Here is a 13294-nt window from a genome sequence, read left to right on the forward strand (position 1 = left end):
TCTGTCAGCGGATCAAGGCTTAGGGAAGGCCGAGCACGTCCCTCCAGCGGGCGATGAGGCGTGCGCGCTTTACCTGATCGAGATAGACCATCAGGCCCGGGCTGACCGGAACGGGACGCAGCTGCGCGCCCAGAATATCCTGCAGCGTGCTTGCCGTATTGTCGCCGGCGACCTGTGGGTTGACGGCGGCGATATGAAGCTCGCGCGCCATGATTGACTGTCCCTCGGCGGACATGAAGAATTCGAGATAGCGCCGTCCGAGTTCCGGTGCAGCCGCTGCCTCGGGCACGAGGCCGATCCGGGAGATGACGACGGTGTAGTCGGTCGGCAGGATGATGCCGAGGTCGGGATGATGTTCCGCCCAGTCTGCCGCATAGGAGCCGACGATGTTGTAGCCGAGCAGAAAGCGGCCGTCCGAGACCCGCTCCAGAATATCGGAACTCGTTGCATAGAGCTTCACCCCGGCCTCGCCCATGGCGCGGATCACCGACCAGATGTCGCCGAACTGTTCCTGGTCGCGCGCCATGAACAGGAAGCCGACACCGGAACGCTCGATATCGTAGGTGCCGATGCGGCCCACGGCCTCACGGCCGGCCTCGCGGAGAAAGCGCACGAACTCCGCCCGCGTCGAGGGTGGTTCGCGCCCGGCAAAGCTCGGTTTGTGATAGACGAAGACAGCCGGCTCGAAGGTCAAGGCATAGGCCGTATTGCGCCAGTTCGCCCAAGCCGGCCAGGACCGGGTGAGGGGGAGGTTGCTCGGCTGGGCGTAGCCGTCATTGGTCAGCTTCACCTGCAGGTCCATCGCCGAGGAAAAGGCGAAGTCGGCCGTCTTCTGCCCTGCATCCGTTTCCCGGACGATCCGGTCGTAGATTTCCCCCGTCAGCATGTTCTCGTGACGAACGGCAATGTCGGGATTGGCGCCCTGAAACCCGTTGATCAGCGGTCGCGCCAAGGGATCGTCCAGTGACGAATAAACGTTGAGCACCGGCGCATCCGCCCGGCCGCTCCGCGCCGGGTAAAAATCCGGCGCGGCGGCAGCAGCGGCCGTACCGGCGAGAAAGAGGAGAAGGACTGCGGCAAGGCGAAACATGAGCGGAGTGTGCGCCAGCGGTGTCCTTCGCACAAGCATCGGGATGACGGCTTCCTCTGCAATTCCAGATCGATGGCGCGATAGCGCCGGAAAAACGTTTTGTCCGCGCAGGGACTTATTCTAGGATCAAGGGGGTCGAGGAGCCGCCATATTTTGAGAATTCTTCTGGTCGAAGACAACAAGGTCCTGTCGGAAGGGCTTGCCGCCATCCTGCGCGGCAGCGGTTATGCTGTGGATGTGGTGCAAGACGGTGCCTCGGCCGATGCTGCGGCGGCAACCGAGCGGTTCGATCTCGTGATCCTCGACCTGACCTTGCCCGAGATGGACGGGCTCGACGTGCTGCGTTCCATGCGGGCGCGTCAGAACCGGTCGGCCGTGCTGATCCTGACGGCGCGAGGCAGTGCCGAGGAAAAGGTCCGCGGGCTCGATCTCGGCGCCGACGACTACATGATCAAGCCGTTCGATATCGGCGAGTTCGAGGCACGGGTGCGCGTTCTCCTGCGGCGGCAGGCAGGCCTGCGCTCCTCCATGGTCACTTTCGGCCCCGTTTCGCTGGACCTGACCTCGCGGACCTTCTCGTCCGACGGCATACCCATCGACATTCCCCTGCGCGAGACCGGGCTTCTGGAGATCCTCTTCATGCGTGCCGGAAAGGTTGTGGCGAAGGATGCCATCATGCAGTCGCTGACGGCGTTCGATGACGATCTCAGCCCCAATGCCATCGAGCAATATGTCAGCCGCCTGCGCAAGCGCCTGTTACCGCATGGGCTGACGGTGCGCACGGCGCGCGGTATCGGCTATTATCTCGACAAGGCGGCGCCCGCAGACCCTTCACCGGATACGCCATGAGCGGTGTGCGTGCGGCGCATTCGCTGCGCAGGCGGCTTCTGGCCTGGCTGCTCGCGGCCACCGCCGTCATCGGCATCATCGCGCTTGGCGATACCTACCGGGAAGCCGTGAAGACGGCGAACAGCGTCTCGGATCGCGTGCTGGCGGGGTCGGCGCTCGCGATCGCCGACCGGGTGGTTGTGGCCGAAGACGGCACGCTCGAGGTCGACATGCCCTATGTGGCGCTGGAAATGCTGACATCTGCGGCGCAGGACCGGGTGTTCTATCGGGTCGATGGCCCGCCCGGCCATTTCATCACCGGCTACCGCACCCTGCCAGGCATTGCCGAGATGCAGGGACGGCAGGCCGTCTATCTCGATTCCGACTACCGCGGCGAGCCCATCCGCATTGCCGCGCTCGAACGATCTGCCTCGACGGGGATCGACTCGGTGCCCTTCGTCGTGACCGTGGCGGAAACCACGGTGGCGCGGCAGCAGCTCGCGCGCGCTCTGCTGTTTCGCTCGGCGCTGCGGCTGTTCCTCCTGATCTTCGGAGCAGCGGCCATCGTCTGGATCGCCGTCACGCTGTCGCTGCGTCCGCTCTACCGGCTGGGCGATGCCATTGCCGAGCGCAGTCCCGACGATCTTCGTCCGATCCGGCAATCCGTGCCACGGGAGGTGGAGGGCCTGGTCGAAACGGTCAATTCCTTCATGGTAAGGCTGCAATCGGCGCTCGACGCCATGCGCCATTTTTCCGGCAATGCAGGCCACCAGCTGCGGACGCCGCTGGCCGTCGTGCGGACGCAGCTTGCGCTGGCCGCCCGGTCCGAAAAGCCTGAGGACATCAAGGCCTTCATCGCCCGTAGCGACGAGGCGGTCGGCCATGCCGAGCGAATTCTCGCGCAATTGCTGCTTCTGGCGAAGATCGATGCGACCGGTTCGGGTTCCTCGACCGCTCTGGTGCCGATGGACCTGACCATGGTCGCGCGGGAGATCACGGCGGAGTACGTGCCCCGCGCTGCGGATGTCGGCATCGACCTTGGCTTCGAAGGCGAGGGAACGGCCTTCATCGCCGCAGAGCCGCTGCTGATCGGCGAACTCCTGCGCAATCTCGTGGAAAATGCGCTCGCTTATGCCGGACGGGGTGCCGAGGTGACGGTGAGGGTTAGGTGCGAGCAGGGCGTCGTGCTGCTCGACGTCGAAGACAACGGTCCCGGCATTCCGCCGGAAAAACTGCCCGCCGTGCGGCAGCGCTTTGCCCGCGGCGAGAGCGAGGCACCGGGCCTCGGGCTCGGGCTGCCGATCGTCGAGGAGATCGCGGTTCGTTTCGAGGGTCGTCTCTCGCTCGGGCCAGCCCGCCTGGACGAAGGCGAGGCCGGCCGTGGTCTGAAAGTGCGGGTGGCCTTTCCCGCGGTCTCCGACGACACCTGAAGATCCTTCGCGCCGATCATTCGTTGGCGTGGTCATCGGATCAGCGGATTTCATTGGTCATATCGGGGCAATCGCGGCAATGTCCGCAGCCTTCTCCCGGACGTATCCGCACTGTGCAACGCTTCGGGGAATGCCTCGATCCCGGGAGCCTGCCATGCGTATCACATCCGATCTCACCCGCCATCTCCGGGATCCGCGTCTCCTTCCGGAGGCTGAGGTGGCAGGTGCGGCATTCGAGGTTCGCAATCCCTCTTCCGGCGTTCTGCTGGCGACCTTGCCGGATATGGGTGTGCCCGAAACGCGCGCGGCCATCGAACGGGCATCGGCTGTGCAGCCTGCCTGGGCGGGGCTTCCTGCCAAAGACCGCAGCCAGCTCATGCGGCGCTGGCACGATCTCGTTCTCGCTCATATCGACGATCTCGCAGCGATCCTGACGGCCGAAATGGGCAAGCCGCTGGGCGAAGCCCGTTCGGAGGTGCAGCACGCCGCGGCCTATATCGAATGGTATGCGGAAGAGGCAAAGCGCGTCTATGGCGAGACGTTTCCCGCACCCTCCACGGACCGGCGGATGTTCGTCATCAAGCAGCCGGTCGGCATTGTCGGCACGATCACGCCGTGGAATTTCCCGGCCTCCATGGTGGCGCGGAAGGTTGCGCCGGCACTGGCCGTAGGGTGTCCCGTGATCCTGAAGCCGGCCGAACAGACGCCGCTGGTGGCCGTCGCGCTGCACCGTCTGGCGCTGGATGCCGGCTTCCCCGAAGGGGTCTTGCAGCTCGTTCTTGCCAGCGAGGGACAAGCGGTGGGCTATGAGCTCTGCACGCATCCGAAGGTGCGCAAGATCAGTTTTACCGGCTCGACGGAGGTCGGCCGGCTTTTGATGCGGCAATGCGCCGACCAGATCAAGAAGGTCAGTCTGGAGCTAGGCGGAAGCGCGCCGTTCATCGTCTTCGACGATGCGGATATCGATGCTGCTGTCGATGGCGCCATTCAGGCAAAGTTCCGCAATGCCGGGCAAACCTGCACCTCGGCCAACCGCATCTATGTCCAGTCCGCAGTCTACGACGCGTTTTCCGAGAAGCTGGCGGCCGATGTCGCCGATCTGCGTGTTGGCGACGGCTTCGAGCCGACCGTTTCTGTCGGTCCGCTAATCGACAAGGCAGCGCTGCGCAAAGTGGCGCATCATGTCGAGGATGCGGTTCTCAGGGGCGCCAAGGTGCTGTGCGGCGGTGGAAGGGTCGGTGAGACCGGTACCTTCTTTGCGCCGACGGTTCTCACCTATGTGGATCACGGCATGCTGGTTGCCTGCGACGAGACGTTTGGCCCTGTTGCGCCGGTTATCCGGTTCGAAACGGTCGAGGACGTCATCCATCAGGCGAATGACACGATCTACGGGCTGGCGGCTTACTTCTACGCCACGGAGCTGCGCAAGGTCTGGCGGGTGGCCGAGGCGCTGGAATACGGCATGATCGGCATCAATACCGGTCGCATGTCCTCCGAAGCGGCGCCCTTCGGCGGGTTGAAACAGTCGGGGATCGGTCGCGAAGGGTCGCGTCACGGCATGGAGGATTATCTCGACATGAAATATCTCTGCATGGGCAATATCTGAACGCGTTCCCTTGGGACGTGCGACCTTGCGCGAATGGAGACGAATATGGCGTATCTCGACCGGGACCGGGCGGCACGGCTCATGGCCGCAGCCGGCCTCGACGCGCTGCTGCTGTTCACGCCCGAAGGCTTTACCTATGCGACGGGTGCAAGCCCCGGTGTCGGCACGATGTGGAGGCGGGCCGGCGCCGTTGCAGCCATCGTTCCCGCAGATCCGGGCGTTCCCATCGGTGCCGTGGTCAGCGATCTCTTTGCGGAAAGTTTTCGCGCGTCGAGCGACGTGACCGATATCCGCATCCATCCGCTCTGGGTGGAAACAACGGATGTGCGGCCGCAGGATTCATCCCAGCCTCTGCCCGATCTGATTGCCGCCGCATGGGCGGGCTCGGGCCGCTCCGCTGGCTTTGCGCGCCCGGAAACGTTCGATGCGGCGCTGGGTTTCCGTCTGGCCGGCGATCTTCTGGCCGCCCGGAAGCTCGGCGGTGCGCGTGTGGGCGTCGAACTCGACAGCCTCTCGGTTCTGGATTTCGCGCAAGTGTCGACATCACTGCCGGGTTGCCAGCTGCTCGACGGCAGCGATGTGCTTCGCCAGCTGAGAATGGTGAAGTCGGCGCAGGAGATCGAGCATCTGCGAACGGCCGTTACGCTGGCCGAGATCGGGATCGGTGCTTTGGCTGCGGCAATCGCGCCCGGGCAGACGCGCGATGCGCTGGCTGAGGTCTGGACCTCGGCCGTGCAGGCCGAGGCGCGGAAAAGGGATATCCGCACCCTGAGCGGACTTTGGGAATATGTGTCCGTCGGCGCCAATCCGTGGTCGCGAGGAGGTGTGGTCGAGGAGGGCTCCCTGATCAAGGTCGATGTCGGCTGTCTCATCAAGGGTTACACATCGGACACCGGTCGGACATTCGTTTGCGGCACGCCGACGGCCGTACAAAGCCAGCTATTCGATGCGCTGTCTCAGGCCTTTGACGTTGGCCTGTCGCAGATCCGGCCCGATGTCGAGATGCGGGCCGTGCATGCGGCAGCGACCACCGCGATGGCGAAAGCGGGTTTCCCCGGTTTCAGCCGCGGACACTTCGGTCATGGTCTCGGTGCCGGCCTGGGAAGCGAGGAATGGCCCTTTTTCTCCGCAACAAGCAGCGTGGTGCTGGAGCCGGGCATGGTCGTCGCCTTCGAGACACCCTGGTATATCGACGGTATCGGCGGCATGATCATCGAGAACCAGCTCCTGATCACGGCGGATGGTCACGAGGTGATGAACAGCCTGCCATGGGGGTTGGTGTCTGTTTGAAAATCGGCTCTCATCAGGCTTTGCGGCGAAATGCTGCGACCTTTCCCGTTCATCTTTAGAGCCGATTCAACATGCGGACGAGGGGCGGAGACATAAAAGCTGCTGCTGCATACCTCAAGTCTAAATCGTATTCAGGATAAGGTGATGCTGCAAGTATAAATACAAAGCAGACCTGACCACGTCATTTATGATGCATCACATTGTATTGCCCAATTGATTGTATCAATGTGCATCTGTTGCACGGCTGTCATGTTTTTTGATTATCGACCTGAAGTTGCGCTTGCGGAAAGATCCGCAACAGCATCTCGAAAGGCGCCTCCATGACTGCGACGACAAGCATTCGCTCGCTTTCGATTTATCCTTTCTTGCTGGTGCTATTCATAGGCACAATTTGCAGTTCCATGGTTGGGTCTTTCATGGCTTATTACATTGTGGAGGGGTTGGGGCGAGCACCTTGGACAATCAGCCTCTACGCGGCCGGTGTCACCGTTCTTGGCATCATCTGCACCCGCACTTTTGGTCGATGGCTGGATGCTGGAGTTGCACCTTTTCCGCTGATTGGGGCAGCACTTGGGGGTTATCTTCTTGCCACCACTGCCTTGTCGATTTCACCGTCCTTCTGGATCGTTCTGAGCTTTGGCGTGCTTGGCTTTGGCCTCAGCAGTAGTGCCGTGTCTACCATGTTCAGCCTCGGGGCAGTCGTCGCAGAACGTTGTATGATGCCGCGTGGTCGGTCCAATGCCTTCCTACGCGCCACGGTATCAACTGCCTGGATGGTAGGTCCAGCGATGGCGTTCCTCTTTTCGGAGCGCTTTGGTGAAGCTGCCGTTTTCAAGCTCGCTTTGGTACTCGCAATCATTTGGGCATTGATGTGGTGGAGGATTATACCGCGTGAAATGACACTTCGCCCGAGAACAGGCTCAGTGGAGTCAGCTTCTATCCGGAAGCCTGATGGCTTGTGGTTGGCCGCCGTATTCGTTTTCTGTCTGTCTTCGGCCCACTCGCTGACATTCAGCGCCCTGCCGCTGTTCTACGTAAGGGAAGTCGGGCTGCCAGGCGATGCGCCCGGCATGGCCTTCAGCATGAAGACCTTCGTGGAGGTCTTTGCGATCTTTACAACGCCTATGATCATTTCCCGTTTCGGTCTGAAGGGCCCACTTGTCGTGGTGGCGCTGATGGCCACCGTGACGATCCTGCTGATTTCATATGTGCAAACCTACCCGCAGATGCTGGCAGGTGCGGCCTTGGAGGGACTGTATTATGGCCTCTATGCCAGCATTGGCATTAGTTTTATGCAATCTTTCTCTGGTAATCGCCCGGCGCAAGCTACCGCGCTGTACTGGAATGTCCTGAGTGTCAGCGGCATTCTCGCAGGCCCCGCAACCGGCCTTATAGCGCAAGCTTACAATTTCCGAACCGTTGTTCTGGTGGCCTCGGCAGTGGCTGCTTTTGCTGCCCTTCTACTTTTCGGGTCAATGCTTCGTCAGCACTTACGATGAACTGAAGCCTTGTAGAGGCTGATTCTCAGCTGAGAAAGCACCCTAGATCAGCGACGTAAACGTCGTCTGAAAGCTCCGGGAACTTGATGTCTCCCAAACGCCTAAGAAGCCCTCGTCTTATCACCTTTAAGCCGATTCATTGCATACCCTGGTCCTACAGTTTATCGCTCAAGGTCTTGATGGTCTTGAGATCCTCTCGGAAGCGGTCGATCTCTTCGCGTTTGCGCCCTTCGTCGGGGATGCGCAGGAGGTAGGAGGGGTGGACGGTGGTGTAGAGCGTGCGCCCGTCGTCGAGATCGACCTTGCGGCTTCGGTAGTCGCCCAGGCGCTCGGCATGGTCCATGACGGAGGTCAGCGCCGTCGCGCCCATCGCGACCACGAGTTTCGGCTGGATCAGGTCGAGTTCCAGCTTGAGCCACCAGCGACAGGCGCGGATTTCGCCCATATTGGGCTTCTGGTGGATGCGGCGCTTGCCGCGCGGCTCGTATTTGAAATGCTTCACCGCATTGGTGACATAGGCCGTCTTGCGATCGAGATCGACTTCGCCGGCAATCGTGTCGAACATCTTGCCGGCAGGGCCGACGAACGGCCGGCCGGCGAGGTCCTCCTGATCGCCCGGCTGCTCGCCGACGAACATCACTTTCGCATCGTCGGGACCTTCGCCGAAGACGGTCTGCGTCGCCTTGCAGTAGAGCGGACAGCGGGTGCAGTCGCGCGCGTCCGCCCGTGCCGCATCCAGCGTGCCGGGACGGGCGGTGTTTTCCTCGCTCTTCGGCATGGCGGCTTCGCGCACCTTCGCGTGGAAGGCCGGCGGGTCTTTCATCGCCTGTTTCGCCATTGCCCGCACCTTCTCCTCCGCACCGGCGATCAGGCCGGGGATGAGTTCGGCTTCGGGAAGGTTCTTCCAGTATTTCTTCGGCATTTCCGACTGCATCGCTTTCACCTTGAGCCGCGCCGGATTGAAGATATTGCTGTAATAGGTGCGCCAGAGCGTATCCGCGTCATCGGTCAGCTTGGGATCGTCCGCCGGCTCGGACGTCACCGTCAGCGTGGTTCCATCCCAGGCGGCGGATCCTTTTGGCGTGGCGATGATCCAGTCCATGTCGGTGAAACGCCGCTGGAAGAAAAGAGCAACGCGGGCGACGATGAAATGATCCGGCTCGAACCAGGCGAAAAATCGCCGACGGCCGATCGTCATGCTGCCCGGCTCCAGAGAGACGGGGCGGGCAATGACCTCCATTACGTCCGTTGCCGGCGCGCCTGTCGTCGGTGTATCGGCGCCGATCTCCTTGAAGCGCACGAAGGCCTTCATCTTGTGGCTGTCGCGCCGAACGGATTTCTCCATGGCATTGAGCCGGACGACATCCGCGTCGGAGACGATGTCGAGCAGGTTACGCTCGGCCTGCAGACGCCAGAGCGTGCGATAGAGAAGACCGAAACGTCCGGGATCGGAGTGGCAGATCACGGTTTCGGCAAGCGTCATGAAGGCGCGGGGGACGGTGATGTCGCGCTGCGCTTCCTCCGGTTTCCGCTCCGCCGGCACAGGGTCGGCAAACAGATCGGTGGTTCCGTGTTTCTCGCGCCAGTCCACGGCTGTCGGCAGCGTTCCCGCGACCAGCAGCCGGCGCGCGGCATCCCGCCACTCGCCGAAATCGCCCTTGCCGTCGAGCGTGACGGTTTGCCTCTCGAGGCCCGGCGACGGCATCACAGAAGGACCAGTTGTTCCGGTTTCGGTTCGAACATGGTGCGCAGGTCCGGCCGGTCGATAAGGCGCGACGGCGTCCAGCCCTCGGCGATGATGAAGGCCTGCACCTTTTTCAGCGAAACCTTGAGACGCACGAGGTCTTCCAGCCGCAGGGTGCGATGCCTGCGGGCGGTGAGGATGGCGCGGACGATCTTCGTACCGAAACCGGGCACGCGGAGAAGCATCTCGCGATCCGCCTTGTTGATATCGACGGGAAAGCGATGTCGGTTGGAGAGCGCCCAGGCGAGCTTCGGATCGAGATCGAGGTCGAGCATGCCATCCGGCTGGTCGCGCGTGATCTCGTCGATGCCGAACCCATAGAAGCGGTAAAGCCAGTCAGCCTGATAGAGCCGGTGCTCGCGCATCAAAGGCGGCTTGACGAGAGGCAGGTTGCGGGATGCATCCGGAATGGGGCTGAAGGCAGAGTAATAGACGCGGCGCAGGCCGTAGCTACCGTAAAGCCGGGCGCTGGTGCCGAGAATCACACTGTCGTTTGCCTGATCGGCACCGACGATCATCTGCGTGCTCTGGCCGGCGGGCGCAAAGCGCCGGGTGCGCTTGGTCTGGAGTGTCGGGTCGCGCATTTCCTCGATCTTCAGGCGAAGATCGCCCATCGATTTGCGAATGCCGTCCGGCCGTTTTTCCGGCGCATAGCGCGTCAGCCCGGCATCCGTCGGCAGTTCGATATTGATCGACAGGCGATCCGCATAAAGTCCGGCTTCCTCGATCAGCGCCGGGGACGCCTCGGGGATCGACTTCAGGTGGATGTAGCCGCGGAAATTATGCGTGACGCGCAACTCGCGTGCGATGCGCACCATCTCTTCCATCGTGTGATCGGACGAGCGGATGATGCCGGAGGACAGGAACAGGCCTTCGATGTAGTTGCGCCGATAGAACTCGAGCGTCAGCCACACCACTTCCTCGACCGAAAAGCGTGCACGCTCCACATTGCTGGATGACCGGTTGATGCAGTAGGCGCAATCGTAGATGCAGAAATTCGTCATCAAAATCTTGAGCAGGGAAATGCATCGCCCGTCCGGCGCATAGGCATGACAGATGCCGGATCCCTCCGTAGAGCCAAGACCGCCGCTGGCCGACGAATTGCGTTTCGTCGTTCCGCTGGAGGCGCAGGACGCATCGTATTTGGCGGCATCTGAGAGGATGGCCAAACGCTCTTTCAGCGATTTCTTCATATTGTTCTACATATGTTCTTTTGCTGCTCGCGTCAATGTTGTGTGCGTTGATGGTTTCGGTTTTCGAATCTGCAGCCTGCCTGGAATCAGGCGGTTGGCAATGTCACGGATGTTTTTTCGGAACGATCGGTGGGGCGCCTCGTTAATACGGCGAACCCGTCATGACATTCGCGTCTGATATCGCCGACCAAAGAGGTTGGGGATGATTAGTGACACGATACCGAGATACAGCAAGGAACAGGCTCATGCCTTCTATCAAGGAATCCAAAATTCTCATTCTCGCCACGGATGGCTACGAACGGTCTGAACTGCGCGTTCCCTATGACAGCCTGAAAAAGCAGGGCGCGACCGTAAAGATTGCATCGATCGGCAAGACCAGCATCAAGAGCTGGGACGAAAAGGATTGGGGCGACAGCGTCGACGTCGATCTCGAAGCCAAGGACGTGAAAATCGAGGACTTCGATGCGCTCGTTCTGCCGGGCGGCCAGATCAACCCCGACAAGCTGCGCGTTGAAGACGAAGCGTTGCGGATCGTTCGTGACTTCGTGTCGTCCGGCAAGGTCGTCGCCGCCATCTGCCATGCACCTTGGTTGCTGGTCGAAGCAGGCGCAATCAAGGGGCGGAAGGTCACGTCCTACAAATCGATCAAGACGGATGTCGTCAATGCCGGCGGCCTGTGGTCGGATGAAGCCGTGGTGACCGACAAGGGTATCATCACCTCCCGCAATCCCGGCGATCTCGATGCCTTCGTGGCGAAGATCGTCGAGGAAGTGGAAGAAGGCCGTCACGACCGCAAGGCTGCCTGAGGCCCTTTTCCGCAAGACATTTTCGACCGGCTCCATCCAGCGATGGGGCCGGTTTTTTCGTGTCGAGCGACAGGAGCGTTCTCACATGCCGCGTGAGACTTGCGAAGATGAGATGAGACAGGCACAACATGGCATGATGTCCCTGTCCGATCGCCATCCCGTCCGTCTCCGTCGCTCGGTGCTCTGCGTTCCAGCCGACAACGAGCGCGCACTTGCCAAAGTGTCGAGCCTGTCACCCGATGCCGTGATCTACGATCTGGAGGACGCGGTGCTTCCGGAGCGCAAGGCCGATGCGCGCCATGCGCTGGTGCGCCATCTGGCGGATGTTGCGATTGGCATCGAGCGAATCGTCCGTATCAACAGTCTTGCCTCGGGTTTTGGCGAGGCGGATCTCGAAGCGCTGTCCGCCTGCAGGTTCGATGCCGTTCTATTGCCGAAGGTGGAAGGGCCACGCGATATTCTCGACATTGCCGAAGGGTTGGATGAGGGCAACGGTCCGGAAGACTTGCGGCTCTGGGCGATGATCGAGACGCCGAGGGGCGTTCTCAATGTGGCGGCGATCGCCGAGGCCGGACGCACGCGGGGCGGGCGGCTCGATTGTCTCATCCCCGGCCTCAACGATCTGCGCAAGGAAACCGGCGTTGCCGCTCTTCCCGGGCGAGGCTACCTCGTGCCCTGGCTCATGCAGATCCTGCTTGCAGGACGTGGCAGCGGGCTCGATGTTCTCGACGCCGTCTTCAACGATATCAGCGATGCCGACGGCTTCGCGCAGGAATGCGCGGCGGGACGCGACATGGGGTTTGATGGAAAGATGCTGATTCATCCGCAGCAGATCGCGCCGGCCAATTCCGCATTCGGTCCCTCCGTTCAGGATGAGGCGGAGGCTCTGGAGATCGTCGCGGCCTTTGCTCATCCGGACAATGCAGGCAGGTCGGTCATCGTCCACAAGGGCAAAATGGTCGAAGCCTTGCATCTCGAACAGGCGATGACCTGTCTTGCAAAGGTCGAGGCCATCAGAAACAAAGGAATGCAGCTGTGAAACTCTACCGCTTTCTCACCGGCCCTGACGATGCGAGCTTCTGTCATAAGGTGACGGCCGCCCTCAACAAGGGCTGGCATCTTCATGGCTCGCCGACCTACACGTTCAATGCCGATGCACAGGTCATGCAGTGCGGCCAGGCCGTGGTGAAGGATGTCGAGGGCAAGGACTACGTGCCGGACATGAAGCTGTCCGAGCAGTAGACAGAGGCCAAGGCTTCACATTCCCTGCGGCGGGTGCTACCCGCCGACATGCTCCACGCTCGCCTCGATACGCTCCATATCGTCGTCCGACAGGCCGAAGTGGTGACCGATCTCGTGGATCAGCACATGGGTGATGATGTCGCCCAGCGTTTCATCGTTTTCGGCCCAGTAATCGAGGATCGGCCGGCGATAGAGCGTGATCCGGTTCGGCATCGTGCCGGTTTCCATGGTGAAACGCTCGCCGATACCACGACCCTCGAACAGGCCGAGCAGGTCGAACGGCGTTTCCAGCGCCATGTCCTCGAACACGTCGTCATCCGGAAAATCCTCGATCTCGATGATGAGGTCTGTGGCCAGCAGCCGGAATTCCTCGGGAAGATGCCCATAGGCTTCCAGCGTCAGGGATTCGAACGTGCTGATGGTCGGCGCATGACGTTCCCGCCAATCGTCGCTTTGGTCAATCCGGGCCATGGATACTCCTTGTCCTTTTTATATAGCCATTTTCCGGTTCATTTCGAGAAGCAATTCGCAATGTAAGGCGATTGTGCAGAAACTGCGGAATCTTT

Annotated in this window: 12 protein-coding genes; 8 read left to right on the top strand and 4 right to left on the bottom strand. The window is 61.4% G+C overall.

The features are described 5' to 3' along the window. Positions 1 to 19: 19 nt before the first annotated feature. Positions 20 to 1090 carry an ABC transporter substrate-binding protein gene (locus tag BSG19_RS22330; RefSeq protein WP_092990210.1) on the bottom strand — a complete coding sequence of 357 codons (1071 nt, stop codon included), beginning with the start codon at positions 1088 to 1090 and terminating at the stop codon, positions 20 to 22. 153 nt (positions 1091 to 1243) lie between these two features. Between BSG19_RS22330 and BSG19_RS22335 the strand changes: the two genes are divergently transcribed. The 5 genes from BSG19_RS22335 to BSG19_RS22355 all read left to right on the top strand — a co-directional run bounded on the left by BSG19_RS22335 (position 1244) and on the right by BSG19_RS22355 (position 7743). After that, on the top strand, positions 1244 to 1939 hold the full coding sequence (locus tag BSG19_RS22335; RefSeq protein ID WP_092990211.1) for a response regulator: 696 nt from the start codon (positions 1244 to 1246) through the stop codon (positions 1937 to 1939). Between the two features lie 5 nt (positions 1940 to 1944). After that, complete coding sequence (locus BSG19_RS22340) at positions 1945 to 3348, top strand: sensor histidine kinase (protein WP_170866081.1); 1404 nt, start codon at positions 1945 to 1947, stop codon at positions 3346 to 3348. A 154-nt stretch (positions 3349 to 3502) separates the two neighbouring features. Next, complete coding sequence (locus BSG19_RS22345; protein ID WP_092990213.1) at positions 3503 to 4954, top strand: NAD-dependent succinate-semialdehyde dehydrogenase; 1452 nt, start codon at positions 3503 to 3505, stop codon at positions 4952 to 4954. A gap of 45 nt (positions 4955 to 4999) precedes the next feature. After that, a complete protein-coding gene (locus BSG19_RS22350) occupies positions 5000 to 6244 on the top strand; it encodes a M24 family metallopeptidase (RefSeq protein ID WP_092990214.1) in 1245 nt (414 codons plus the stop codon). A gap of 320 nt (positions 6245 to 6564) precedes the next feature. After that, a complete protein-coding gene (locus tag BSG19_RS22355; RefSeq protein ID WP_092990215.1) occupies positions 6565 to 7743 on the top strand; it encodes an MFS transporter in 1179 nt (392 codons plus the stop codon). A gap of 154 nt (positions 7744 to 7897) precedes the next feature. Here the strand turns inward: BSG19_RS22355 and BSG19_RS22360 are convergent, their stop codons facing one another. After that, the gene (locus tag BSG19_RS22360; RefSeq protein ID WP_092990216.1) at positions 7898 to 9448 is read right to left on the bottom strand and encodes a UdgX family uracil-DNA binding protein; all 1551 of its coding nucleotides are present in this window, start codon (positions 9446 to 9448) and stop codon (positions 7898 to 7900) included. Further along, positions 9448 to 10680, bottom strand: a complete 1233-nt coding sequence (locus BSG19_RS22365; protein WP_092990217.1) for a putative DNA modification/repair radical SAM protein — start codon at positions 10678 to 10680, stop codon at positions 9448 to 9450. The genes BSG19_RS22360 and BSG19_RS22365 overlap by 1 nt, the downstream gene beginning before the upstream one ends. A gap of 245 nt (positions 10681 to 10925) precedes the next feature. Here BSG19_RS22365 and BSG19_RS22370 point away from each other — a divergent pair, with 245 nt between their 5' ends. The 3 genes from BSG19_RS22370 to BSG19_RS22380 all read left to right on the top strand — a co-directional run bounded on the left by BSG19_RS22370 (position 10926) and on the right by BSG19_RS22380 (position 12728). After that, the gene (locus tag BSG19_RS22370; protein ID WP_092990218.1) at positions 10926 to 11486 is read left to right on the top strand and encodes a type 1 glutamine amidotransferase domain-containing protein; all 561 of its coding nucleotides are present in this window, start codon (positions 10926 to 10928) and stop codon (positions 11484 to 11486) included. A 136-nt stretch (positions 11487 to 11622) separates the two neighbouring features. Then, positions 11623 to 12525: an HpcH/HpaI aldolase/citrate lyase family protein gene (locus tag BSG19_RS22375; RefSeq protein ID WP_092990258.1), complete on the top strand. Its 903-nt coding sequence runs from the start codon at positions 11623 to 11625 to the stop codon at positions 12523 to 12525. Further along, positions 12522 to 12728, top strand: coding sequence for a DUF1737 domain-containing protein (locus BSG19_RS22380; protein WP_092931004.1), 207 nt, complete (start codon positions 12522 to 12524; stop codon positions 12726 to 12728). The genes BSG19_RS22375 and BSG19_RS22380 overlap by 4 nt, the downstream gene beginning before the upstream one ends. A 36-nt stretch (positions 12729 to 12764) precedes the next feature. Here the strand turns inward: BSG19_RS22380 and BSG19_RS22385 are convergent, their stop codons facing one another. Next, positions 12765 to 13199 carry a metallopeptidase family protein gene (locus BSG19_RS22385; protein WP_062477507.1) on the bottom strand — a complete coding sequence of 145 codons (435 nt, stop codon included), beginning with the start codon at positions 13197 to 13199 and terminating at the stop codon, positions 12765 to 12767. Between the last annotated feature and the right edge of the window lie 95 nt (positions 13200 to 13294).

Source organism: Rhizobium sp. NFR03 (assembly GCF_900111275.1).
Classification (GTDB): domain Bacteria; phylum Pseudomonadota; class Alphaproteobacteria; order Rhizobiales; family Rhizobiaceae; genus Ferranicluibacter.